General features: G+C 45.6%; 20 protein-coding genes and 1 pseudogene. 14 read left to right on the forward strand and 7 right to left on the reverse strand.

All coding sequences use genetic code 11. The features are described 5' to 3' along the window. Positions 1-127: 127 nt before the first annotated feature. From ACQVGS_RS16365 to ACQVGS_RS16395, 7 genes are all read left to right on the forward strand, one after another. Positions 128-292, forward strand: coding sequence for an aspartyl-phosphate phosphatase Spo0E family protein (locus tag ACQVGS_RS16365; RefSeq protein ID WP_024120848.1), 165 nt, complete (start codon positions 128-130; stop codon positions 290-292). Positions 293-783: 491 nt separating this feature from the next. Continuing rightward, positions 784-1005, forward strand: coding sequence for a spore germination protein (locus tag ACQVGS_RS16370; protein ID WP_010333672.1), 222 nt, complete (start codon positions 784-786; stop codon positions 1003-1005). 14 nt (positions 1006-1019) lie between these two features. After that, the gene (locus ACQVGS_RS16375; protein ID WP_024120846.1) at positions 1020-1253 is read left to right on the forward strand and encodes a spore germination protein GerPB; all 234 of its coding nucleotides are present in this window, start codon (positions 1020-1022) and stop codon (positions 1251-1253) included. Positions 1254-1277: 24 nt separating this feature from the next. Then, complete coding sequence (locus ACQVGS_RS16380) at positions 1278-1895, forward strand: spore germination protein GerPC (RefSeq protein ID WP_127695508.1); 618 nt, start codon at positions 1278-1280, stop codon at positions 1893-1895. Further along, complete coding sequence (gerPD, locus tag ACQVGS_RS16385) at positions 1892-2074, forward strand: spore germination protein GerPD (RefSeq protein WP_024120844.1); 183 nt, start codon at positions 1892-1894, stop codon at positions 2072-2074. The genes ACQVGS_RS16380 and gerPD overlap by 4 nt, the downstream gene beginning before the upstream one ends. Beyond that, positions 2067-2468 (forward strand): spore germination protein GerPE, encoded by a 402-nt coding sequence (locus tag ACQVGS_RS16390; protein ID WP_095713668.1) that lies wholly within the window; start codon positions 2067-2069, stop codon positions 2466-2468. Before gerPD ends, ACQVGS_RS16390 begins: the two co-directional genes overlap by 8 nt. A 31-nt stretch (positions 2469-2499) precedes the next feature. After that, a complete protein-coding gene (locus ACQVGS_RS16395; protein WP_010333667.1) occupies positions 2500-2718 on the forward strand; it encodes a spore germination protein in 219 nt (72 codons plus the stop codon). Between the two features lie 33 nt (positions 2719-2751). Here ACQVGS_RS16395 and hlpB read toward each other — a convergent pair whose 3' ends face one another. From hlpB to addB, 5 genes are all read right to left on the reverse strand, one after another. Beyond that, positions 2752-3054, reverse strand: a complete 303-nt coding sequence (gene hlpB / locus ACQVGS_RS16400) for an HNH nuclease-like protein HlpB (protein WP_024120842.1) — start codon at positions 3052-3054, stop codon at positions 2752-2754. A gap of 13 nt (positions 3055-3067) precedes the next feature. Further along, complete coding sequence (gene sbcC, locus ACQVGS_RS16405; protein WP_487446114.1) at positions 3068-6460, reverse strand: exonuclease subunit SbcC; 3393 nt, start codon at positions 6458-6460, stop codon at positions 3068-3070. Next, positions 6457-7635, reverse strand: a complete 1179-nt coding sequence (gene sbcD, locus ACQVGS_RS16410) for an exonuclease subunit SbcD (RefSeq protein ID WP_106020584.1) — start codon at positions 7633-7635, stop codon at positions 6457-6459. Before sbcD ends, sbcC begins: the two co-directional genes overlap by 4 nt. A gap of 71 nt (positions 7636-7706) precedes the next feature. After that, positions 7707-11411, reverse strand: a complete 3705-nt coding sequence (gene addA / locus ACQVGS_RS16415) for a helicase-exonuclease AddAB subunit AddA (protein ID WP_491830305.1) — start codon at positions 11409-11411, stop codon at positions 7707-7709. After that, a complete protein-coding gene (gene addB, locus ACQVGS_RS16420; protein WP_491830306.1) occupies positions 11398-14898 on the reverse strand; it encodes a helicase-exonuclease AddAB subunit AddB in 3501 nt (1166 codons plus the stop codon). Before addB ends, addA begins: the two co-directional genes overlap by 14 nt. A gap of 183 nt (positions 14899-15081) precedes the next feature. On the opposite strand from addB, the gene ACQVGS_RS16425 reads away from it, so the two are divergent. After that, positions 15082-15519: a ferritin family protein gene (locus ACQVGS_RS16425; RefSeq protein WP_151174904.1), complete on the forward strand. Its 438-nt coding sequence runs from the start codon at positions 15082-15084 to the stop codon at positions 15517-15519. Positions 15520-15647: 128 nt separating this feature from the next. Further along, positions 15648-15962 (forward strand): four-helix bundle copper-binding protein, encoded by a 315-nt coding sequence (locus ACQVGS_RS16430; protein WP_024120836.1) that lies wholly within the window; start codon positions 15648-15650, stop codon positions 15960-15962. A 34-nt stretch (positions 15963-15996) separates the two neighbouring features. Here ACQVGS_RS16430 and ACQVGS_RS16435 read toward each other — a convergent pair whose 3' ends face one another. Beyond that, positions 15997-17727 carry an SgrR family transcriptional regulator gene (locus ACQVGS_RS16435; protein ID WP_491830307.1) on the reverse strand — a complete coding sequence of 577 codons (1731 nt, stop codon included), beginning with the start codon at positions 17725-17727 and terminating at the stop codon, positions 15997-15999. Positions 17728-17842: 115 nt separating this feature from the next. Between ACQVGS_RS16435 and ACQVGS_RS16440 the strand changes: the two are divergent. Continuing rightward, positions 17843-19046 (forward strand): annotated as a pseudogene (locus ACQVGS_RS16440) (MDR family MFS transporter). Positions 19047-19153: 107 nt separating this feature from the next. After that, complete coding sequence (locus tag ACQVGS_RS16445) at positions 19154-20308, forward strand: AbrB family transcriptional regulator (RefSeq protein WP_101863817.1); 1155 nt, start codon at positions 19154-19156, stop codon at positions 20306-20308. A gap of 174 nt (positions 20309-20482) precedes the next feature. Here the strand turns inward: ACQVGS_RS16445 and ntdR are convergent, their stop codons facing one another. Then, positions 20483-21472, reverse strand: coding sequence for an NTD biosynthesis operon transcriptional regulator NtdR (ntdR, locus tag ACQVGS_RS16450; protein WP_024120832.1), 990 nt, complete (start codon positions 21470-21472; stop codon positions 20483-20485). Between the two features lie 105 nt (positions 21473-21577). Here ntdR and ntdA point away from each other — a divergent pair, with 105 nt between their 5' ends. From ntdA to ntdC, 3 genes are read left to right on the forward strand one after another with little or no spacing between them, the layout of a single operon-like run. Then, the gene (gene ntdA / locus ACQVGS_RS16455; RefSeq protein ID WP_151174901.1) at positions 21578-22903 is read left to right on the forward strand and encodes a 3-dehydro-glucose-6-phosphate--glutamate transaminase; all 1326 of its coding nucleotides are present in this window, start codon (positions 21578-21580) and stop codon (positions 22901-22903) included. After that, positions 22875-23720 carry a kanosamine-6-phosphate phosphatase gene (gene ntdB / locus ACQVGS_RS16460; protein WP_127695524.1) on the forward strand — a complete coding sequence of 282 codons (846 nt, stop codon included), beginning with the start codon at positions 22875-22877 and terminating at the stop codon, positions 23718-23720. Before ntdA ends, ntdB begins: the two co-directional genes overlap by 29 nt. Before the next feature lie 17 nt (positions 23721-23737). Next, positions 23738-24790, forward strand: coding sequence for a glucose-6-phosphate 3-dehydrogenase NdtC (gene ntdC / locus ACQVGS_RS16465; protein ID WP_024120829.1), 1053 nt, complete (start codon positions 23738-23740; stop codon positions 24788-24790). The last annotated feature ends 8 nt before the right edge of the window (positions 24791-24798 follow it).

Here is a 24798-nt window from a genome sequence, read left to right on the forward strand (position 1 = left end):
AAAGACCGCAGCAAAAATTGTCGCTTTTTTAGTCAAATTGACGAAAGGCAACCTTTTCAGCCAAAATAGGTTATACTATCTATATCCAGTATGCATCAAAATAAAATCTAGAATTGGAGATTGTTTCATGAATACAAAAATTGAAGAAATGAGAGTTATGCTAATTGAAACAGCACAAAAATACGGTATGAATTCGAAAGAAACGATTCAATGCAGCCAAGAGCTGGACAGTCTGCTCAATATTCGAATTAAAGAAGAAATCACCTCTTGGGGGCAAAACGCCCGTGTGTGATCATATGATATGTATTTAAAGGCTTCCCGCCTCACCCGCCGCTATTGCTCATCAACATCCTGAGACATGCTTCAGGTCGAGAATTTGCCGCCCGAAAACAACATGTTGAACAATACAGCAGACCCTTTCTGGATCAGCATGAAACATCACGGCAGATAACACTCCAGCAGCACGAATTACTCCGAAAGACATTTCCTGTACCTCTTTTGCACATACACCAACGCAAAACAATATACAATCACGCAGGCGGACAGCGGCAGCATCGCCGCATTTCCGCTTGGCCATAGACAATACCCAGCTTCTGAAATGTTTAAACCTTCATCTGGAAAAAATAAACGGATTTTTTTAAAATCTCTCCGGCATGTCCCCATTTAATTTTCTCTCACACAAATGTGCGTTTGTCATAAGCTATCGTGAATAGCCCAGCACAAACAAATCTTGTCCTTACTTCACCTGCCTTTTTTCAATTTTCCAACAAAGGATGTGCTCGTATGCCGGCAATTGTCGGAGCGTTTAAAATTAATGCGGTCGGTACGAGCGGAGTCGTTCATATCGGAGACTGCATTACCATTTCTCCTCAAGCCGAGGTCAGAACGTTTGCCGGGGCAGGCAGCTTTAATACCGGTGACAGTCTGAAGGTGATGAATTATAAAAACGCAACGAATGTGTACGACAATGATGTGGTTGATCAGCCGATCGCAGGCAATGCGTAAAGGAGCGGTGCTTCATGAATTTTTATATCAATCAAACCATCCAAATTAACTATCTCCGGCTGGAATCAATCAGCAACTCCTCCATACTGCAAATCGGGAGCGCCGGATCTATTAAGTCTCTTTCAAACTTGTATAATACGGGCAGCTATGTGGAACCCGCACCTGAAGTTTCCGCTTCGGGGGAACAGGTTGAATCGGAAGGGCCCGATACAGGATCATTGGTGCCGCTCCAGCCCCCTGGCCGTTAATAATAAGATGAGAGGTGAAAGAACATGTATGATCAATCCATTTCCTCTTACTTGCAAAATTTGAATTCCTTCGTTCAGCAGCAGGCGCTGCATATTCAGCAGCTCGAACGCCAGCTGAAAGAGATGCAAACTGAAATGAATACGATGAAACAGCGGCCGGCCACAACCATTGAGCGTGTGGAATATAAATTTGATCAGCTGAAAATCGAACGGCTCGACGGCACGCTGAATATCGGTTTAAATCCGACAGAACCGAACAGCGTTCAAAACTTTGAAGTGAGCCAGACTACACCGGAAATCGGAATGATGCAGCAGGAAGAGAGCGCCCAGCTCATGCAGCAAATCCGGCAGAACGTCGACATGTACTTAACCGAGGAAATCCCGGCTGTTTTGGAGCAGCTAGAAAACCAATATGACAGCAGGCTTGACGACACAAATCGGCATCATGTAATTGAGGACATCAGAAAACAAATAGACAGCCGGATTCACTATTATATGTCCCATATCAAAAAAGAAGAAAACACGCCGCCCAAACAATATGCGGAACATATCGCTGAGCATGTGAAGCGTGACGTGATCCGTGCTGTGGAACATTTTCTCGAACATATCCCCTCCGAGATGAAAGGAGATGAGCAAGCATGATCTTTACCGTCGTCAACCGCAGCCTGGAAGTCGGGGATATCCGAATGAACGGTGTATCCAGTTCCTCTGTTTTCCAAATTGGAGACGCAGAATCCATCTATTTATCTTCTATTTTCGATACGCCGCCTGAATCCCTTATTATCGGTCCGTTTGCTCCGCTGCCGTCGAATCATGCTTAAGCGTATATCACGCATCAGACAGATTAAGTTTAACTCACTCGGAATATCAAGCGTATTTCAAGCAGGCGATACAAACGAAATTGATATGAAAATAAAAGTGCTCGCTGTTCAGCGCTCGCTTTCAACGTTTTATGAAAATGAGGGCTCATTTAACAGAAAGGAGTACCCTATTTTTGATCAGCACGCTGTGAAGCTTCTTCCGGAAACGGGCGTGCAAACCGCTTTTTGCCATGAGGTGCCTGTCATCCATGTCCGCAACATCAAAATTCAAGGGGTCTCATCCTCTTCCGTCTTTCACGCAGGCTCAGCTTCGGTCGTACGCGGCGACGCGCGGATTAAACATATCCGTCAGATTCTGCCTCCAAACTCACAATCGTCCGGCACGGGCATATAATAAACAGAGACTTCTATAAAGGGTGTCGTCTATGCCAGCAATTGTCGGGCCTATAGCTATCAATTCCATATCGGGCGGAGTCGTGAACTTTGGTGATTCCTTTTACCTTTCTCCGAAAAGCTCTTCAAAATCTGCGCTCGGTTCGGGAGCAGGAAACACGGGAGATTTCCTTCTTTTAAACAATGCAGTCAACGCGACAAATTATATAGACCCCGATGTCAGCGATCAGGATATGGTTGGAAACGGATAAAAAGCAGCCGCTCTGCAAAGAGAGGGCTGCTTTTTATTTTTTCTTTTTCCGTTCATTGGACTTCTTTGTTTTAATCAGCTTTTCAGGCGGCTGTTTTCTGATCCATTTAACAAACCGGGCAAGCTGCGGATCGTTTCTGAGCTCTTCTATTCCGGACAGTCGAACTGCCAGCTCCTGATTTGTATACAAGGCGTGGATCTGTTTATGGCAAGGGATGCAAAGCATCGCAGTCGGCAGGAACGTTCCGCCTTCTTCCTTCGGTGTGAGGTGGTGCTCTGTCAGCTGGACATCGCTCCGCCCGCATAGCTCACATATCCCGACAGTCTGTTTTGCCACATCCGCGCCCCCCTTACATCATCTCAAGTGTTACCCTTGTGCCGCGTCCGCTAGGTTCAGCCGGATGTACGATCAGCTTTTTCGGAAGCCGCGCCCGCAGTTCCTGCACATGGCTGATCACGCCGACAGACAGATTGTCTGATTGCAGTTTTTCCAAGGCGGTGACAACCGTATCAAGCAGATCTTGGTCAAGCGTTCCAAACCCTTCATCCAAGAAAAAGAACTGCAGCGGGTATTCACCGCGAAGCTGGATCTGTGCAGAAAGTGCGAGAGCAAGAGAAAGCGAGGTAAGGAAGGTCTCCCCTCCTGACAAGCTTGATACCGGGCGCTTAACACCTCCATTGGCATCATCCCGCATCACAAATCCGCCTTCTGAATCCACTTCAATGGCATAACGCTGTCTTGTCAGCACGCCGAGCCGTGCTGACGCATCCCGTGCAACACTTTCAAGCTGTTCCTCAGCTAAAAATTCAACGAACGTATTGCCTTTAAACACTGCTTGAAGCTTGTCCAGCCTGTCGATATGGGTCTGCCATTTTTTCAGCTCAGCTTCAATTTCATTGAAACGTTTGTGATGGTCGCGGATCACAGCCAGTGCTTTGGCCGCCGCTCCTTTTTCTTCCATAGCAGTCCCAAATGCCTCCTCGGCTTCTTTTAAGGACGTGACGGTTTCGTTCCATTCACTTTCGGATAAGGATCTGCCGGCGAGCTTATCAGACACACGTTTTAAGTTTGCGGCATTTTGCTTACATTTATCCAAAAACTGGTCAATGCTGCCTTTGATCTTTTCAAGCTCATCGGCTGGGATAAGACTGCGCTCCACCTCGTCAGCCCGGACAAAGCGGGTGCTTTTCGCATGTTCAAGCCAATCCGCTTCCGCTTTTTTCAACCTTTCTTCCGCTTCCTTAAGCGTATGCTCGCTTGCTGAAGCGCGGCTTTTTGCCTGATTGAGCATCATTTGGGCGCTTTGCAGCTCTTCATATAGAGATTGTTCTTTTTCCTTTAAACATTTCAGATCCTGCTGAACTGAGCGGAGCTTCGTTTGGATGGAATCCTCTTTTACATAGTCTCCGAGTTCCTGCTTATAATCAGCTACGACGCCCTTCGTACGTTCTGCGGCATAGTGAAGCTCCAGTTTTTCCCTTTCAAGCTGATGGCTCGATTCCCGCAGCCGCTCCTTTTGTGACTCATGCTCAGAAAGAAAAGCGATACTGCGTTCAATTCGTTTCTCGCACTCTTCCGCGGCCCGATCCTTTTCTTCAATGGCTTGCTGCCATTTTTCCGCTTCATCCAGGGATTGGCCTTCAAATGCTTCATGAAACATCTTCTGCTGGCTGTCCATCGAGGACTGAAGCTCTGCGATCATGCTGCCAATACGGTCAGCCTCTCTTTTTTCAAAACTCATTCTTTCATTAAGCTGCTCGACTTTTTTTAATGATTCCTGATATGCGCCAATCATTTGGGTCATTCGTGTTTTGACTGACAGGATGTCCTGTTTGATTTGCTTCCATTCAATTTTTGCGGCATGAAAAGCTTCCTGCACCGGCTGATTCTCGCAGGAAGCAGCTGCCTCAAGAGTCGGCGCTTGAATCGATTTCAAAAACGGACACTGCTCGAGAAAGCGGGCGGACTGCTCTTCAAGTGTGATTTTGGCAGAAAGAATCTCCTGACTGAGCGCCGCCGCTTCTGACAGCAAATCTTCTGTCTGTTTGATTTCTGCTTCAACGTTGCGATCCGGCTCATATGTCCCATGTGCTGAGGCAGACGGATCATGATCGGTTGAACCGCAGACCGGGCAAGGTTTTCCGGCAATCAATTTTTCCGATAACTCCTTGGTAAGTGCCGCCATTCTTGCTTTCTCACGCTGAGTATGAAGTGTGTTTTGTCGCTGTTTTGCCTGATCAGCAGTACGCGTAAGGGATCGTTCCGTCTCGCAGACCATATGATACACAGCTTGCACAGCCTCATATGCCTGTATGATTTTATTTTCTTCCGCTTCAGCCTTTTGAACGAGTGTGTTCTTTTCCTCATTCATCTTCTGTAATACAAGGTTCAATGCGTCAATGCGTTTTTTCTCTTTTGCCAGCTGCTCCTCAGTCTGTCTGATCCGCAAAGCCATTTCAGCGGCCTGCTGGCAGCTTTTCCGCTCATCAGTGGTTACCTGCAAGGTTTTGAGCTGCTGTTTTAATTCCGTCTGTCTGTTTTGTCCCCTTGTAAGACGGTCAGTTACGGTTTCTAATTCCTTCATGACAGATTGAAGATTTTCGGCCTTCTGCTGAAGTTCAGCCTGTTTGCGCTCTGCCTCCTGCTGGGCCTCTCTCAATTTGATTTCGATCTCCTGCAAGCGGAAGAGCTGTTCCTGCTCAGCTAAAAGCTCTGGCTCTTTCTCGCTTTTATGGCGGCGCCACGCTTCATATTCTCCATTCTTTTGCTGAAAGAAAGCGGTACGTTCTGTTAAATCCTTTTGGGCAAGCACTTCTTCCCTCGCGGCCTTCTCCTCATGCTGTACCGCTTCCAAGTACCGGTCCGCATACGGCTTTAAAGCGGCTGCTGTTTCCGCTTCCGCCAGGCGTTTTTGCATGCTGCCGACATGCGGTTCTTCCTCTTCAAGCTGCTTTTTCTCTGCTTCATAAACGATTTTTTCCTTTTGGACATTCCAGATCTCTTGATGCTCCGCAAACCGTTCTTTTATTTGATCACGATTTTTTCTCACTGATTCCAGTTTGGCTTCCGCTTGTTCAACCGCTTGTTCAGCTTGTTCAACCGCTTCTGAACTCGCCTCGCCGAGACCCGATTGCTCTGCAAGCATTTCGTTTTTTCTCGCATTGGCTTCCTGCGCCTGCCGTCTCAGCTTTTTCACAAGGCGGTCTCCATACTGTTCCAAATTGAATAAACGCTGAAGCATATGCCTGCGTTCCGCCCCTTTTAAGGAAAGAAATTCAGCAAACTTCCCTTGCGGCAGCACAACCGCTCTCGTAAAGTCGTCGATGGTCAGCCCCAAGAGCTCCTCGACTCTTTTGTTCACTTCATTGGCCTTATCAGCAAGCACAGTTTGCTCATCCTTGATCTCGATGAAACGGCAAAGTGCTGTTTTCACCTTCATTTCATCCGTTCTCTTAAACACACGCTCGACTTTGTAAGAGGTTTGATGATTGGTCTGAAGCGCAAAGGTAAAGGAAACAGTCAGCGAATCTTCCGCATGGTTTAAGATCCCGTGCGTATTGTTCGCCGCCCGCTCTACCTTTCCGTATAAAGCAAGGGTCATCGCATCAAGGATCGAGGATTTACCGCTTCCTGTCGGCCCGAAAATACCGAAGACACCCGCACCGGAAAGGCTGTCAAAATCTATCGTCTGCTCCTCCCTAAAGCTGTGGAGCCCTTTTATCGTTAAGGCGATCGGCTTCATCTTGCTTCCTCCTCATCTTCTGCGCCTGATGCAAGCTCTAAAAACAGCTTCACCATTTCATCATCCGGCACTGCGCCGCCTGTCTGTTTTTCATAAAATTTCTTAAAACGGTCTTCGATGGACACATGCTTAACCTCGATCCGTTCGCGCTCACTATTTTGTTCTTCAAAGACCGGCCTGATATGGATAAAGCCCGGATGTGCTTTTCGCAGTCTGTGAATGTCTTCAAGTGACAGCTGGTCCGTCACACGGATTTCAAGATCAATCCAGGCATTCTGATCCCTGCCTTCATCGAGCCAGCTGTATACCTCGCTTAAACCATTTTGCGCTTTCCATTTCACGAGAGACTTGCCGCTTGATAATAAAACCTCATGCCATGAGGCCTCTTCGCCAGGCTTTGCGTCTACAATGGTCACCGATTTGGCGTAGCCTGCCTCAGAAAAGCTGTAGGCCAGCGGAGATCCAGAATACCGCGCAAGCGTTCGCGCCCGTTTAATCGTTTGCGGCCGATGCAAATGGCCAAGCGCCACGTAAGCGGCATCCGCCGGCAGGCTTTCAGCGGCCACCGTATAAGCGCCGCCGACTTCAATCGGCCGCTCCGAGTCCGTTTGGTTGCCGCCCGCAACATAAATATGGCTGGCGGCAATCTTTACGGCGTCTTTTCGGAAGCGGCTTGTAATCTGTTCAAATGCCTGACTGATTTTCACATCATAGTGATCACGGAGAAGCTTCTCATCAAATGTATCGGAAAGAACCTCATTTAACCGTGCCTCAGACGGGTATGCCAGCGCTCCGACAGCCAAAAGCTCACCTGCTGAAGGCACTTCTATATGAAGCGGTTCAGTTGTCGGATAGCCGATTAAATAAATGCCGTTCTCATGTGTCAGCGGTGAAGCAGCGGACAATCTGTCAGGATTATCATGGTTTCCGGCAATGACAACGATCGGGCGCTTTCCTCTGTCACTGAGAGCGGACAGGCTTTCATAAAATAACTGCTCGGCTAAAGCCGGCGGGTTCACGGTATCAAACGCGTCTCCCGCCATCACAATAGCATCGATCTGCTCTTCCTTTACGATTGTATTCAGTTCGTCCAATACATCCGCCTGTTCACTCAGCCTGCTTCTTCCTTCAAGCGTTTTTCCTAGATGCCAGTCAGCCGTATGTAAAATCCGCAAATGCGTTCACCTCTCTTTTGTATAGAAAACGAGATCCGCTCCGTCTGAATTCCCGGAGCTTATGGATCTCGTTATAAAGTCAGAATGTGCCCTCCGTCAAAGAAATAAAGCGCACACCCTTTTACCTTCGTTTGAGCAATTTGTTCAACGGCCCTTGTGTACAGCTGAATTTGCGTTTCATATCTCTTTTTCAGGATCGGGGCTGCTCCTTCAAAGCCGTGCTGGAATTTACCCTCAATTCGGTCTGTTTTATAGTCCAGCAAATATAAGCCATCCTCTGTTTCGTAGAGACAATCGATGATCCCCTGCACCAATAGCGGCTCATCCGCCTCTTTCGCATCAGGATAAATCTCTTTTGCCGGAAGCGCCAAACTGAATGGAACTTCGCGGTTCTTCCATTTAGCGCCGATCAGTTTTTCGCCAATTTCCGTATGGAAAAATTGAACGATTTCCTCGATATTGATAGCGGATTGCTGTTCTTCGGTGAGCAGCTCTTTTTCATAAAGATGCTGCACTGTCCGCTCCGCTTCTTCTATCGTCGGCACATGTGTCAGCGGAATATGCTGCATGACCGTATGCATAGCTGTTCCTTTTTCTGCTGCTGTCAGGCCTTTTTTCATCATGAAAGCCGGGCGTCTGTACAGAATGCTTCCATCAGCCGGTTTAACGGGCGCCCGTCCGCTGTATTCGTCTTCGTACTCTCTTCTTCTCTTAATCTCAGAAACGGACTGCTTCGTGCGAATTTGTGTCACCTCGTGATGCGAATACTTCCAAGCCAGCCGCTCGCGAGCTTTTTCCTCAAATGCAAACGGGCCGGGAACCGGTTCACCACGGCGGATCGCTTCAAGACGTTCACTTTTTTCTTCCAGTCTCTCTTCCAGCTCATCATCAAGCAGATCATATGAATGGATCATTTGAATAGCAAAGCGGGCCGGATGGCCTGATATATCAGAAACCGCTGCCGTACCGCCCTCAGCTAAAGACTCCAAGTCTCTGTGTCTGACAAGAGCTGGTCCGATGAAATCCAAATACGTTTTCGCCTGATAGCGGTCAAATTCTGGCAGAAGCCAGTCAGCTTGGGACGCGGATGCCTGCCATTTTGCCAGCTGTTTCTGATGATCCTTGCATGAGCCTACAAGAAACAGCTTTTCCTTTGCCCTCGTTAAAGCAACATAGAGGACACGCAATTCCTCAGACAGCAGTTCCCTGCGCATTTTTTTCTTCATCGCGATGAGCGGAAGCGTCGGATAGCTGATGCGCCATTCAGGATGGATAAATTTCGTGCCAAACCCAAGCTCCTTGTCCAGCAGGTAGGATTTGTTGAGATCCATCATGTTGAAATTCCGGCCGAGTCCCGCTGTGAAGACGACTGGAAATTCGAGCCCTTTGCTGCTGTGAATCGTCATCAAACGGACAACATCCTCCTGTTCGGTCAACGCTCTCGCCGTTCCCAGATCATCGCCGCGTTCCTGCATGCGTTCGATAAACCTCAAGAATCGAAACAGGCCGCGAAATGCCGTCGATTCATATTGGCGCGCCCGGTCATAAAGGACGCGCAAGTTAGCCTGGCGCTGTTTTCCGCCCGGCATCCCGCCGACATAATCCATATATTTTGTGTCGCGGTACACTTCCCAGATCAGCTCGGACACCGAATGGTTTTTCGAAAAAGCGCGCCACTTTTGCAAATGTCCGTAAAACGTTTGCAGCTTTTGATAGAGCTCATCGTTTCGGTCGCCGGCTGCCAAATAGTCTTTCATTGCTTCATAGTACGGCGCCTTTTTGTTTTCAAGCCGGATCAAAGACAGCTCGTTCTCGTCAGCACCGACAATCGGTGAACGCAGAACGGAAGCAAGCGGAATATCCTGATACGGGTTATCAATCACCTTCAGGACAGAAAGCACCACAGACACTTCTACCGCATCAAAGTAGCCTGATGTTAAATTGGCGTAAACCGGTATGCCCTGAGCTCGCAGTTCCTCCATGATTTGCGGCGCCCACGGCATCGATCGCAGCAAAATCACGATATCGCGGTATTGAATATTGCGATGTGTCTTCGTTTTCCCGTCATATACTTTAAATGGCGATGAGATCAGCTTGCGTATTTCTTTAGCGATCGCTTTAGCTTCGAACTGCACCGTTTCCAGCTCTTCCGCTTCCTCGCCTGCGTCCGCCTCCTCTGACTTGTCAATCAGCAGCAGCTCTGTTTCCGTTTCGTTGTTTTCCGGATACGCCGCTCCGAGTTTCAGCTCAGCCTGTTCATCATAATCGACCTCGCCGATTTTGCCGCCCATCAGCTGTTTGAACAAAAAGTTTGTGCTGTCTAAAATATCAGCCCTGCTTCGAAAGTTTTTGTTCAAGTCGATTTTCCGGCCAGTACCTTCTCCGCTCTCTGTAAACCGTTTGTACTTTGAAAGAAAAAGAAGCGGCTCCGCAAGCCTGAATCGATAAATCGACTGTTTGACATCTCCTACCATAAACAGGTTGCCTGTCTCTTCCGGCCCGCTTGTGACGAGCTGAAGAATGGATTCTTGCACCAGGTTGGTATCCTGATATTCATCGACAAGCACCTCATGAAACTGCTCTTGATAAAATCTTGCCGCCTCACTCGGCTCACGTTCGCCTTTTTCGTTCACAGCGGTCAAGATGGACAGGCAATAATGCTCCAAATCAGAAAAATCGATAAGCGATTTCTCCTGCTTCGCGGCTTCAAACCGTTTCCCGTAGCTGATAACAAGCTGGACGAGTGTTTCAATGACAGGCTCCATGTCAGCCAAACTTTTTACATGCTGCTCCGGGCTTCTGGTGAAGTAATCGGTTTTAAGTTTTTCAAGCAGTTTTTTGGCGCCATTTCTTAAGTCTGTCGCTTCATCAAGCAAGACGGAATCGAACTCGTCCCCTTTCACCGCTTTTGCACGCTTAAAGGAGACAGCGGGCACGCGTTGATAAAGTTCATTGAAGTCATCCTGATGCTGAATCAGGTCATCAATCTGCGCGAGATCATCGAGAAAATTTTCAGCGCGCGGCGCAGGTCCGCCCGGCGCTTTTGTCAGCTCAAGGGCACGCTGCAGCTTTTCCTTTGCTCCGTTCAGCACCATCGCAATATCTTCTTTGACATACGGATAAAACGGCAGTTCCTCGATCGCGCTCTTTTCTGTTACATCATACAAATGAACAAAGCTTTTCAGCCATGTCTCCGGATCAGGATGGGAACGGGAATACTCGTACACCTGTTTCACGAGATATTGCAGATCTAAGTCATGCCGGTCAGTCGTGTAGCGGTCGACAAGCTCAAAGAACGCCTTATCACCCTTTGCATATTCATCCTCAAACAGCTCATCAAGCACCTCGTCCCCGAGAAGCTCGCCTTCTGTCTGATCAGCAATCCGAAAGCCCGGATCAAGATCAATCAGGTAGTAATATTTTTTCAGCACCTGCAGGCAAAACGAATGAAGCGTTGAAATGCTGGCCCGGTTTAACAGCGACAGCTGGCGTCGGATATGCAGTGATCCTGGGCGTTTCACCAGCTCTTTTTCCAGTGCATCCGCGATCCGGTGTTTCATCTCTGCCGCTGAGGCGTTTGTAAAGGTGACAACGAGAAGCCGGTCTACATCAATCGGATTTTCTTCCGCCGTGATTTTCCGGATCATTCTTTCGACAAGAACAGCGGTTTTGCCGGAGCCTGCCGCCGCTGCCACAAGGATATCCTGGCCGGTTGAGACGATGGCATTCCACTGGTCATCTGTCCATGTGCTGTCTGCCGGTTTAGGAATGTTCATTGCCATCAGCCTCCTTCTTTATCCAATCAAGTACCGTCTTGTCCTTTTCGGCCTTTAACAGACGATACTCGTTTTCTTCTAATGATTCATCAAATTGGCATACTGATTTGAACGCACAGTATGTGCAAGGCGTCTTGTTCTTCATTTTATACGGCTCAATGGATACGCGCCCGTCAGTGATTTGCTCGCCTGCTTCTTGGAAGGTGCGGCGCACATGCTTCGTCAACAGTTCAAATTCTTTTTCACCGACTGCCGCTGAATCCGATCTGAGTGAGCCGTCTTTCTTCAGGCCCGCATTGATGATATTTGATCTTCCTTCTTGAAGGGTTGTATCCATGAGGCGAATCGCTTCCTGATCACCAAGGAGGAGGCCCTTCATCTTAAATTTCTTAAAAATTTCCTGTTCAATTTCATCAAGTCCGAGCGGAAGATTCGATTGGATCATCGGGTCATGAATATGGAAATACAGCACTCCGGCCGGCGTGGCTTTCATTCCTAGCCAGTCTAACGAATGTGTAATCGATAAATCCAGATACGTCAGCATTTGCAGCGCAAGTCCGTAATACACTTCCGCCAAGTCAAGGCCTTTATCGCTGGATTTATAGTCGACAATTCGGAGGAGCAGGCCTTTAGAGCTTTCCGCTTTATCCACGCGGTCAATCCGCCCGACGAGCTCCATCGTACAGCCGTTTTTCAGCTTAAAGGTAAGCGGCGGGAGCGGGCCCTTTCCGCCAAAGCCCAATTCAAGGCCGATCGGCACGAATCCGCTCGCTTTTGCATGCTCGCTTAAAATGCCGGATACGCGTGTCACAATTTTTTGCAGTTTTTCCTTCACGTAATAATGTCTGTTTGAACTGAGCAGAATTTCTTTTTGCAGTTTCGGCGCCAGCCGCTCGACCGCATCATAAGAAAACAGCTCGCACTGCTCCTTCGTTAGGTCGCGCCAATCTATTTTTTGCTCACGAAGCCGGTCTGAAATCAGTTTTAAGCTGGAGTGAAACAGCTGCCCGATATCCGGTGCTTCAAGCTTGAAAAATTGACGTTCCTTCAGATGCAACCCGTGGGACGCAAAATGGGAGAACGGGCAAGCGTTAAAGGTTTCCATCCTCGACACGCTCCCTTGAATGCGTTCACCATAGAGCTGTCTCGATACAGAGCGTTCAAGCTGCTTGACTTCATTTCGGAAAAACAGGCTAGAGAAAAGCTTTTTCGATTCCAGCCTGTCAGGTTCATTCATCAGCGCATTATACGCGCTCCACCAGACGTCGCTGATCTCATATTCCCTCGTCCATAATCTGAGCTGGCTAGCGGTGTATGATTGTGCCACGCTTTTATTGACAAGGTACATAAGCTGTTCCTCATCGCTGACCTGCTCCGGTTCATTTGTCAATAGACGCTCACGATGCTGCGGAAACAGTTCTTCCAGCCGCTTGATTACAATCGACGGCAAAAGCGTTTTCCCTTCCGCATCAGCAATCGGATACGTCACATAAAGGCGGTCAGACGGGCTTGAAAGCGCCATATAGATGAGGAAATGCTCATCAAGCAGACGCTCCCGCCCGCCGGAGGAAAGCTCTATACCTATCGTCTTCAGCCACTCACGATCATCATCCGACAGCACCCCGTTTTCGTCAGGGCGAGCCGGCAGGACGCCGTCGTTTGCCCCGATCACAAAGGTGCATGAGGTGCCGTATATTCTGGACAAATCCATATTGCCGACAAACACCTGATCAAGCGCCGGAGGGATGAGAGAGAATGTCAGCGACTCTGCACCAGTCTCCATCATTTGCTGAAACAAATCGAGAGAAATGTCATCTTCGCCCATCATTTCCACAAACTCCTCAAGCAGCTGAATGACTGCATCCCACGCCTGCTGGTGCTGCTGTGCTTCAATGATTCTGCCGTCTTCCTCAGCCCGCTGTCTTTCCTGATCCAGCTTCAGCGGCACATCTGTCTCTTCTAAATAACGGTAAAGCGCCTCCGCCTTCTCTTGAACCGTTTTTGCTTTTTTCATTCGTTTCTGCAGCTGGAACAGCGGCAGAACAATCCAATCGCGCGTGTCATTCAGCATGTTTTCCATTTCGATTTCTTGATCGGTCTGCGCAAATTCATCATCTAACGACACAAAACGTCTGTAATGGAAACGGTCACCCTTTGTCCAGCGATCGCCTTTGATCCCGTAAGCGATGCAGTAATTCTCCAGCTGATCAACCTGCTCTCTTACCTTGGCCTTCGGCTGGTTAAGCGGGAATAACAGTTCGGTTTTCACGCAGCGGAACACCGCTTCATAACGCCAATTTCCCTTTAATACGTCAAGGCTTGACCGGATAAATTCTACTAACGGGTGGTTCAGCATAGATGTTTTCCCGTCAATAAAATAAGGAATCTCGTAATCTGCAAATACTTCCTTGACCATATCCTTATAGTCTTCCGGCTGACGCGCTAGAATCGCCATATCCTTGTAACGGTAGCCCTTCTCTCTGACAAGGCTGTGGATTTCCCGGGCAATACCTTCCAGCTCTGCTCGTCTGTTTGCGGCCTGCATCACGGTAAAAGCCTCTTGTTTCTCAGCAAACGGAATAACCGGACGCGCTTCATACTGTGCTTCTAAATGGGCTAATTCCGGTGCGCGCTTGTGCCGCTTTGATTCATCAAGCTCTTTATAGGTGATGTCCAGATTCAGTTCCTTTGCCGTCTGGTGGAGGCGATAATACGTTTTTCCCGTCATTCTGAACAAATCAAGTTCCTGCGGCTCCCCCTCATGTGACGGCTTGTCCGCTGTGAGTGAAAACGTGATATGCTCTGCCTGAAGCATAAGCTGCTCTAACACCCTGAATTCCTGCGGTGTAAACTGATAAAAGCCGTCTACATAGACATGTGCCCCTTTCAAATCTTCCGCCTGCGGGATATGCTCTGCCAATAGTGTCAAATAATCCTCAGAATGAAGATACTGATCCTCAAGGCTTTTTTCCATCTGCTGGTACAGGATCGATAAATCATGAAGCTTTTCAGATAAAACACGTTCCCCCCGATACTCGGAAGCTGTTCCGCTATCCGCCATCCGTCGAATATCTTCCGGTTCCAGACAGTATCTCTTAAACTCAGTCAGCATCCGTTCTACCTGTGCGGTAAAACCGCTTTTATCACTTGCTTTTTGATAGACTTTAAACTCCTGTTTGTGCTCTTCAATGAGCTTCCGCAGGAGCATCTGTACGCCCGTGCTCGTAAGAAACGGCCTGCTCATTCCTCCCGTATGCTGGAGGACGCGCCAGGCCAGTCGTGAAAAGCTGAAGACTTGAGCACGAATCATGCCGCCCGTATCAGGCGTTTTAGCAAGCTCGTATTCCATTAAAAACGTCATTTGATCCGGGACTAGAAAAATGATCGGTTTCCCGAATGGAGCCCGGCGCAGTTCATCTTGAATGCTGTCGATGATCAGCTTCGTTTTTCCACTCCCGGACCTGCCTACTAAAAACTCTGCTCCCAAATTAGAAGACCCCTCTCTTTTTATCTGTTTATATTTTATCGAACATTGACGAAAATGACCAATCTGATCTATTGGTAAAAACGGCCTTTTCACTTATGAGAAGCTGAATTTCTCCGCACATGTTTTCTGGCCTCACATATACTTTTACAGAAGCCCAATTCCTTAAGAATGGAGTTGAACCCCTTGTATTACAGCTATTTTCCTTATCCAGCGCAATATCGGGAAGACCCTGTTTTGATTCAAAATCTCCAGAAAGCCATCAACGGAGAATTCAGCGCGGTTCAATGCTACCGCAGGCTTGCTGAACTTGCCCACCCTGCCGATGTCAGAAAACAAATTGAAGAAATCAGGCGCGATGAGATCCGCCATCTCCGTAATTTCTCCTCATTATACGGAGCCATTACAGGCAAACCTATCATGCCGAAACAAACAGAGAAATGCCCGGACACTTTTACAAGAGGACTTGATGCCGCTTTTAAAGATGAACAAAAAACCGTTGACTTTTACTTACGCGCAGCTGAGGAAACCTCAAATGTAAAGGCAAAGGGTATCTTTACGCGCGCCGCACGAGATGAACAAAATCATGCTGTCTGGTTTTTATACTATTTGATGGATCGCTAGCACACGATTTTGATAGACACGATCAGATTATATTTACACCCTCTCCCCCTAAAACACACTCCACTGTTTTTCTTAACCTCAGCCGGGAAACATAAAATCATACACGAACATATGAGGGGGAATCAAGCATGCAGCAAACCATTGAAGCTTGTATCGAATGTATGGAAGCTTGCAACCATTGTTTTACAAAATGTTTAGAAGAAAGTGCGCACCACGATCTGAGCGGCTGCATCCGGCTTGACAGGGAATGTGCGGATATTTGCGCGCTGGCAGTGAAAGCCATGCAAACGGACAGCCCCTTTATGAAAGAAATTTGCGCACTTTGCGCCGATATTTGTGAAGCCTGCGGCACTGAATGCGAAAAGCATGATCATGATCATTGCCAAGCGTGTGCGACGTCTTGCTTTGCCTGCGCCGATCACTGCCGCAAAATGGCTGCGTAACAGGAAGATAAGAGGGGGCAAATGAGAGCCCTCTTCACTCTTTTGACAGCCATACAGAGTAAAAATCAATCCACCCCTCTTCATCCAGCATCAGACCCTCAACAGTTTCACTCGATGCAACCTCAAGCACATTTTGATACAGCGGAATCGCGCTGACATCGCCTATAAGCTGACGGTCAATTTGTTTTACTATATTCATTCTGGAAGGCAGGTCGCGCAATGAGAAAAACCGTTCTATCATTTCTGAAAATGTCCGTTTCTGTTCATCTGAAAGATGCTGATGCAAAAAGCTGTTCTCCGAAAGCAGCAAATGCAAAAAACCAAACTCGCTTTCTTCATAAAACGTTGCGCTGTCATGAATGATGTCAGCCATTTGTACGATTTCCGGGCGGCGCAAATCGGCAGCAGCACAAAATTCCAGGTCAAGCCTAATGCCGTTCCGTTCACAAACCTCTTGAATCCATGCTGCGTCCTCGCGATGATCTGTTTCAGAAAAGGTAAACAGTGACAGCGTTTCCCCCGCATATCCGCTTTTTTTTATTAATTCCGCAGGTGAAGCATATCCCCAGTCAAAAGGCGCCGGGGGGAAAAAAGATGATACCGGAATGCTTCTGTGTCCTCCCGCCTCACGAACGAGCTGTTCAGATGAAATCAGCAGCCGAAGGGCTTTTCTCAAGCTTGGATGCTGAAGCGGCCCTTTCTTTCTGAGGTTTAGTGACAAATATTGAACATGCCGTTCTTCAAAAACAGTTTGCCTCTCAGGAGGTTTCTGTTTTTCTCGAAGGGTAAAACCGTACATATCATCTGCTTGCTCAGAAAGCACAAACTCAATACGATCTAAGAATGCCCGGCCCTTAAAGTAACGCTCGTTGGCTTGAAGAATGAGCATGTGTTCGTCATGCTGAACAAGGCAAAAAGGTCCCGTCCCATTCACCCCGCCGTTCGTTTCTGCCGGCAGGATAGACAGCCGTTCATCACAAAGAATATACGGCAAAAGCTCATTCGGCTGATCGAGCTCAATGTCCACACAAAAAGGCCCTTTCTCTGAAATCCGTTCAACACCTTTCAGCAGCCATTTATATGGATTTTCATCATGATCCATAAAACGCTGAAACGTAAATACAACATCCCTTGACGTCAATGGCTTTCCATTATGAAAAGAAACGCCTTTCCGAAGAAAAAATCGCCACCTTTTTTTCCCTGCCTTATTCCATCCGTGGATTAAATGCGGCTGCGGCTCTCTCTTTTCCCGATCAAATCGGAGCAGTGTATCATAAATCTGCTTGACAAAATGGCCCTCTGATCGCAGAAAGATCCTGCACGGATCAAAACTGCTTACCGCTGCTGGGGCTATAAACAAGCGCAGCACATCCTGTTCACCATCCTGTCCGGTTTCTGTTACAAAACCGAACACCTCAGAAAACCACATGTCATACATATTTTGAATCCCCGGAAACGCCGGCTGATAATGGTCAAGCAGTTCTTTTGCTTTTTCAAGTTTACCGGCTGTTGTATATTCCTTGGCAGTTTGAAGCAGCAAATCTTCCGGCTGACGGAGAAAAGCGATTTTTGATTTATGGCCGCGCCCCGATCCGCTTTCACGAATGATCCATTTTTTGCTCTCCATCTTATGTAAAATCAGCTTCGCATTTCTCTCTGTACAATATAAACAAGCCGCAATCTCACTGAGCGGCATTTCCTTCATCTGTCCCGGTTCGCCGCTCTCAGCTTTTGCGAGCGCCACATAGTGGTCAATCAGCTTCAATCCCTGCACCTCCTGACAAAAAAGGGGAATCTTTTTCTCTTATTTTCTTCTCTTTTTGGCCCGCCGCCCCTTCTATACACTACTACTATATCAAACAGCGAAAGGCGGAAATCACATGTTTATCCTCTTCCAATCAATTAAATCCCGCTACACAGCACCCGTTTGGCTCCGATTTTTCGGCGAAATGCTGACAAGCCTGACAGGGGCCATGATGGGGCCGTTTATGGTGCTGTATCTGCATGAGCAATTAAACGGAAGCGTGATGCTTCCCATGCTTATCATCAGTCTTCAGCCCTTCGCTGATATTTGCCTGACACTCATAGCGGGACGTGTGACAGATCAGCTCGGACGGCGAACAGCGATCCTGACTGCCCTGCTTCTGCAAACAGCGGCAATGGCGGGTTTTGTTTTTTGCTCATGATGCGTATTTTTTCGCTTTCCTTTATATCCTCAACGGCATCGGCAGATCCCTGTACATTCCTGCATCACGCGCACAGATCGCCGAAAGCACGCCGGAAAGCAGACGTTCGGAAGTTTTTGCCGTCATCAATGCCATCTACTCAGCAGGCTTGACGGCAGGTCCGCTGCTTGGGCTGCTGCTGTACGCTCATGATCCCGTTTGGATATTTGCATTAGATGCCGCGGCGCTGTTCATTTATTTTCTTATCGCCGCCTTTAAATTACCAGAAACAAAGCCGCTAAAAGCCGATCATCCCGCAGCATTATCCGCGCGTTTCACAAGATATCGGCCTGTTTTGATCCTTTTGCTGCTTTCTCTCCCAATCAGCATGTTATACGCGCAAACAGAAACGACATACAGGCTGTTCAGCAAAAGTATGTTTTCTGATTACCTGTCCATGCTGGCAATCTATTCGGCGGCAAAAGCTTTATTAAGCTTTGTTCTTCAAGTACCTCTAGTAAAATGGACAGAAAAGTTATCGATGAAAACGATTCTTCTCATCACCTATATCAGCTACTCACTTGCGGCCGCCGGCTTTGCATTCTCAACATCTTTAACGCTGCTTATGCTGACTGCTGCCGTGATGACGGTTGGAGAAAGCATCGGACTCACTCATATCCAAACCTTTATTTCCCGGCTGGCGCCGCCGCATATGCTCGGCCGTTTTTATGCGATATACGGCTTGCATTGGGATATTTCACGGTCAATCGGACCGCTGGCCGGCGGACTGATCCTGACTTCGTTTGGCGGAGAAATCATGTTTTACACTCTTTCCGTGTGTCTTCTCGCCGCCGGTTTCTTGCAGTCTCATATCATGGAGAGGATTGAATATAAGGTCATAAGAAAAATCAATGGCTGACAGAAAAAAATTCATAATTTCTTTATCAACAAAAATATACTATAGTAATCATACATTCACTACATGAACAATTGGAGCTGTAAGTTAATAGGAAGAAGGGTTTTATATTGAAGAAAGACAAAAATCTCCTCACAGATCTATGGTTTATCGCAATCAGTGCAGCCGGGGGGTTTATTCTTTCGTTAACCGGAATATCGATCGGATGGATGATCGGAACGCTGATTGTCGCCTGCTGTCTTGCTATGATACGGCCGGCTTGGCTGATGATGGCGCCAGACCAAAAAGGAATTAACCGCCGGTGGCTCGCTCTCGGGCAGATGATCCTCGGCATTGAATTGGGCCAAAAGCTGAACCTATCCGTTCTGTCTGTCCTCAAAGATCATTGGTTTTCGGTCGGCATCATGCTGATTTTATCGATACTTCTTGCCATGCTGTCAGGCTATGTGCTGTGGCGTTTCAGCAAAACGGATATGATGACCAGCTTTGTCGGCACGGCTCCCGGCGGACTGTCCGCCATGCCGAGTATTGCTCAGGAGGTCGGTGCCAATACCGCTATTGTCAGTCTCGTTCAAATGATGCGGGTGCTGCTCGTGGTCCTGTCTATTCCGTTTTTGGTTATCCTGATTTACGCTAAACAAGATGGCCCTGCAAGTGCCGCAACACAAACGGTATCCGCTGCTACGACAGAAATCGGGCTCGCTCCCGTACTGTGGACCGGCGTTCTCATTTTCATTGCCTGGGGAGCTTGTAAAGCGGCAAAATATTTAAAATTTCCCGCTCCGTGGCTGCTCGGCAGTATGCTCGGTGTAGCGGCCGTGCACATAGGCGGCGCTTCAATAACAGGCCATGACATGCTTGCATGGTGGCCGTCACAGGCCAACCATCTTTCGCAGATATTTCTGGGGGCTACAATCGGTTCTAAGATGTACAAAAGCATGTTTGCCGGCGTTACACGTATCATGATCGTCGGTTTCATTTCATCAGTCGGCTTAATTGCCGCTATGCTTTTAAGCGCGGTGATCGTTTCCAAACTGACAGGGATTTCGCTGATCACCTCTGTTTTGGCATTTGCACCCGGCGGCATTGCAGAAATGGCGACGACGTCTGTTACATTGCATGCCGATTCCACCTTTGTCGTTGCGGTTCAGGTCATACGCGTCATCCTTGTCATCGCCCTCTTGCCGCCGTTTTATCGTCTGCTTCACCATCTTCATGGTGAAAAAAAAGGCAAAGAGAGTTCGATAAGCGGCAGCAATGCCTAGTTAAAAAAAGGAATACTTAGGAAGAAAAGGGCAGGAGCGACTCTATTCTGCAGAGTATGGAGACTTCAAAATGAGGCAGGAAAGTGAAATTTCCTGATTGAAAAAGAGGTTATATATGATAACCTCTTTTTTCTATACAAAGTGATAAAATGATAAGGAAGTGAAAATTTATAGTTACGTTGATTCTCTTATAATAAGATTTGTTGGCAGCTTAATAATTTTTCTGTTTAAAGAAGTGTTCCCCGAAATATACTCGATTATTTTCAACACAGCCTGTTGACCTAATTCTATTATGGGAATATCAATTGTTGTTATGGTCGGAGTAACGACTTGGCAAATCGAATGGTTGTCAAAACCAATTACAGCTAAGTCTTCTGGAACTTTAAAGCCATTTTTTATCGCCTGTTTAATAATCCCTGCGGCGACTTGATCATTTCCTGTAAATATTGCTGAGGGTCTGTCCTTTAGATCCTTTATCTTATGAAAAACACGAAAGCCATCCTCGATATTAAACAATTCGCCGAATATCCATTCGTTTCTATGATGTAAATTGTAATCTTGTAAAGCTTTCAAGTAACCCTCTCTCCTCTGACATTGAGCTTCGCTATATGGAGTATCAAAACAAAATCCAATTTTTTTATGTCCTCTTTCAATTAAATGTGCTACCCCCATGTATGCGGCTTCAAATTCATCATACCCAATGATCGTTATGTCCGCTGAGTGATGATATTCATTACACAATAAGATAGGACCATACTTTAAGAAAGGGGATATCTTATCCCATTCATTTTCTAAAGTTCCAAGAATAATGCCATCAACTTCTTTATGTTTCAATAACTCTAATAATTCCAGCTCTGTCTGTTTGTCATAAAAGGTTTGAAATACAATGACCTTGTAATTCTTAAACAGCGCTTCATGAGAGACCCCTTTTATTAATTGAGCAAAAAATGGATGGTCGATACTCGGAACCGATAAAGCTATCGTTTGTGTCTTATTTCTCCTAAAATTCCGAGCTAAATAATTGGGAGTGTAGTCAAGATCGTTAATAGCCTCTAAGATCATATCTCTTTTTTCTTTTGATACATAAGGATGATTATTCAATACTCTTGATACTGTGGTTTTAGACACATTGCACAATTTTGCTATTTCATCAATTGTAGGCATATTTTCCCTTCCTCAAAAAAGTTATTGACATGTTATCGGTTTCAGAAATTAGGATAAATTTGTATCAAATTTTCCAGATTATAAAAATCATTGGAGGTACTGTTCATGCAAAAACAGGTTAGAGTTTCAGGTAAAAGTAAAGAAAACATGTTATTGCTAAAACACTTAAAAGGTGACATGCAAGGAAAAGAACTTGTTATTGAAGACAGTATTGCAAACGAGCGGTGGAAACAAGTATTAAAAGAAAATACAGATATTGAAAACGACCTTTTCAACTACCAAAAAAATCGTGAAATCAGTAAAGTCCCTTTTATGCCTGTAGACAGATTAATAACCAATGATGAAGTGGATGATATCTTAAATACTTTAACTAAAGTTTTGCCAACTGGAAAATTTACGAGTGGTTCCTATTTAGAGCAATTCGAAGATGTTTTATCTACATATTTACATAAAAGGTATGTAATTGCAACTAGCAGTGGAACGGATGCTATTATGATAGGATTATTGGCTTTAGGGTTAAACCGCGGGGATGAAGTGATCATGCCAGCTAATAGCTTTTCAGCTACTGAAAATGCTGTGTTAGCTTTGGGAGGCGTTCCTATCTATGTAGATATTAACCCGCAAACATTCTGCATCGATCCTAACAAAATCGAGGAAGCAATAACTCCTTATACAAAATTTATTCTGCCTGTGCATTTATACGGAAAACATTCAGACATGAAGCATATCCGTCAAATCGCAAATCGTTATCAATTGAAAGTAATTGAGGATGCTTGCCAAGGAATTGGACTGACAGACTTAGGAAAGGATGCAGACATAACCACATTAAGTTTTAATCCATATAAGAATTTTGGTGTATGTGGTAAGGCTGGAGCAATAGCAACTGATAATGAAGAACTCGCTAAAAAATGCATTCAATTTAGTTATCATGGTTTTGAAGTAAATGTGAAAAATAAGAAAGTCATCGATTTTGGACTTAACTCAAAAATGGACAATTTACAAGCAGCTATTGGTTTAGAGAGAATGAAGTATCTTTCATTAAACAACTTCAAAAGACTGTTTTTGGCGGATAGATACATTACTCAATTAGCAGAATTACAGAATAAAGGTCTTATTGAATTACCGGAATTAAGTGAAGATCATGTGTGGCATCTGTTTCCTATTAAGGTAAGAACAGAAGATAGGACAAATATCATGACGAAATTAAATGAAGGTTTTGGTGTTCAAACAGATGTATATTATCCAATCCTGTCTCATATGCAAAAAACTCCTTTAGTACAGGACAAGTATACAAAACTCCAATTGGTTCATACGGAAAAAGCTCATAGTCAGGTACTGCATTTGCCATTATATCCGTCATTTACTTTAGAAGAACAAGACAGAGTAGTGGAGGGTCTGTTTCATGTTATTAAGCAAGAAGTCAGAGTATAAAACGTTATCCAAGGTTGACCATCCTAAGTATATTGTTTTTTGTGATTTTGATGAAACGTATTTTCCGCATACAATCGATGAACAAAAACAACGAGACATATATGAACTCGAAGATTATCTAGAACAAAAAAGTAAAGATGGGGAACTACTCATCGGATGGGTTACCGGGAGCAGTATAGAATCTATTCTCGATAAAATGGGACGAGGAAAATTTAGATATTTCCCGCATTTTATAGCTAGTGATCTTGGAACTGAAATTACGTACTTTTCAGAGCATAATTTCGGACAGCAAGATAATGAGTGGAACAGTCGTATAAATGAAGAGTTTAGTAAAGAAAAGATTGAGATACTTGTAAAACAGTTACATGAAAATCATAACATTCTTTTGAATCCGCAAACTCAATTAGGAACGTCACGGTATAAGCATAATTTTTATTATCAGGAACAAGATGAAATAAACGACAAGAAAAACCTATTAGCAATTGAAAAGATCTGCGAGGAATACGGAGTTTCAGTTAATATAAATCGTTGCAATCCCTTAGCAGGTGATCCAGAAGACAGCTATGATGTAGATTTTATACCCATGGGAACAGGAAAGAATGAAATTGTAAAGTTTATGTTAGAGAAATACAACCTAAATACTGAAAAAGCTATCGCATTTGGAGATAGCGGAAATGATGTTCGGATGTTACAGGCAGTAGGAAATGGATATCTACTTAAAAATGCAACACAAGAAGCCAAAAATCTGCATCAATTGATAACCGATAGTGAGTACTCAAAAGGAATTACCAATACCTTGAAAAAATTAATTGGATAATGAGGAGGAAATAGAGTATGAAGAAGATTGGTATCATAGGTGCAGGCGGTATTGCAAGAGCGCACGCAACTGCTTTATCTACAATTAAAAATGCAGAGTTAGTAGGGGTGTATGACATAAATCAACAAAATGCGGAAAGCTTTGTTAAAACTTTCGGTGGGAAGACATATGAAAATGTAGATGAACTAATTGATGTCTCAGAAGGTTTAATTGTAGCATCTCCAAACTTTTGCCATAAAGAACATGCTTTGCAAGCATTAGCAAAACATAAGCATGTATTGTGTGAAAAGCCTATGGCTATTTCTCTTGAAGAAGCAAGCATTATGAAAGATACTGCTGAAAGGTTAGACGTAAGAGCTAGTATGGGATTTAATTATAGATATTTGTCTTACGTAAATATCTTAAAAAGCTTAATTATCAATAATGAACTAGGTAACATACTGTCCATAAAAGTACACTTCAAGAAAAATAGTGCACTTAGACGTAAGAAGTTTACTTGGAGAGATGACGCTAATAGTAAGAAGACCAGCGGGTCATTGGGGGATCTGGGTATTCACCTTATCGACATGGTATGGTATTTGTTCGAGAGTGATTTCATCACAGAATCAGTAAGGGCAAAGATGAACACAAATGTAAAAACAAAAGAGGATAAACAGGTACTTGTAGATGACTATGCAGAAATTTATGGTCAACTGAAGAACAAGGTATTTGTAAATATCATCACATCAAAATGTTCTGTACCTGAAGACTGCGGTTTTAGCATTGAGGTAGTTGGACACAAAAAAGAGTTTAAATACCACACAGGCAATCCTCACGTTTACAAGCTCATAGATGGCTTGAACGTGGTAGACTGCCCAGTGCCGCAAAGTCTCTTAAACGATCCGCCAAACGAATTTTATGGGTGGGCTGATTCTTTTAGAAGCGAGTTAATCAATTGGATTTCATCAACTCAGAAAGATTGGGTTGAGATCCCTTCTTTTAACGATGGTTTTAGATCTCAGGAAGTATTAGAAATGTTCTTTGAGAAAGATAGCAACTCTCAAACAATGTCTGTTTTAGCAGTCAACTAGTATTTCGA

The sequence above is a fragment of the Bacillus sp. SD127 genome (assembly GCF_058566445.1).

Bases quoted from the DNA above. Each gene is read 5' to 3' on its own strand.
- ACQVGS_RS16380 (WP_127695508.1), top strand. From the start codon at position 1,278: ATGTATGATCAATCCATTTCCTCTTACTTGCAAAATTTGAATTCCTTC.
- ACQVGS_RS16375 (WP_024120846.1), top strand. From the start codon at position 1,020: ATGAATTTTTATATCAATCAAACCATCCAAATTAACTATCTCCGGCTG.
- ACQVGS_RS16395 (WP_010333667.1), top strand. From the start codon at position 2,500: ATGCCAGCAATTGTCGGGCCTATAGCTATCAATTCCATATCGGGCGGA.
- ACQVGS_RS16365 (WP_024120848.1), top strand. From the start codon at position 128: ATGAATACAAAAATTGAAGAAATGAGAGTTATGCTAATTGAAACAGCA.
- addA (WP_491830305.1), bottom strand. From the start codon at position 11,411: ATGAACATTCCTAAACCGGCAGACAGCACATGGACAGATGACCAGTGG.
- ACQVGS_RS16430 (WP_024120836.1), top strand. From the start codon at position 15,648: ATGCAGCAAACCATTGAAGCTTGTATCGAATGTATGGAAGCTTGCAAC.
- ntdB (WP_127695524.1), top strand. From the start codon at position 22,875: ATGTTATTAAGCAAGAAGTCAGAGTATAAAACGTTATCCAAGGTTGAC.
- ntdC (WP_024120829.1), top strand. From the start codon at position 23,738: ATGAAGAAGATTGGTATCATAGGTGCAGGCGGTATTGCAAGAGCGCAC.
- ntdR (WP_024120832.1), bottom strand. From the start codon at position 21,472: ATGCCTACAATTGATGAAATAGCAAAATTGTGCAATGTGTCTAAAACC.
- gerPD (WP_024120844.1), top strand. From the start codon at position 1,892: ATGATCTTTACCGTCGTCAACCGCAGCCTGGAAGTCGGGGATATCCGA.
- ACQVGS_RS16390 (WP_095713668.1), top strand. From the start codon at position 2,067: ATGCTTAAGCGTATATCACGCATCAGACAGATTAAGTTTAACTCACTC.
- ACQVGS_RS16370 (WP_010333672.1), top strand. From the start codon at position 784: ATGCCGGCAATTGTCGGAGCGTTTAAAATTAATGCGGTCGGTACGAGC.
- ntdA (WP_151174901.1), top strand. From the start codon at position 21,578: ATGCAAAAACAGGTTAGAGTTTCAGGTAAAAGTAAAGAAAACATGTTA.
- sbcC (WP_487446114.1), bottom strand. From the start codon at position 6,460: ATGAAGCCGATCGCCTTAACGATAAAAGGGCTCCACAGCTTTAGGGAG.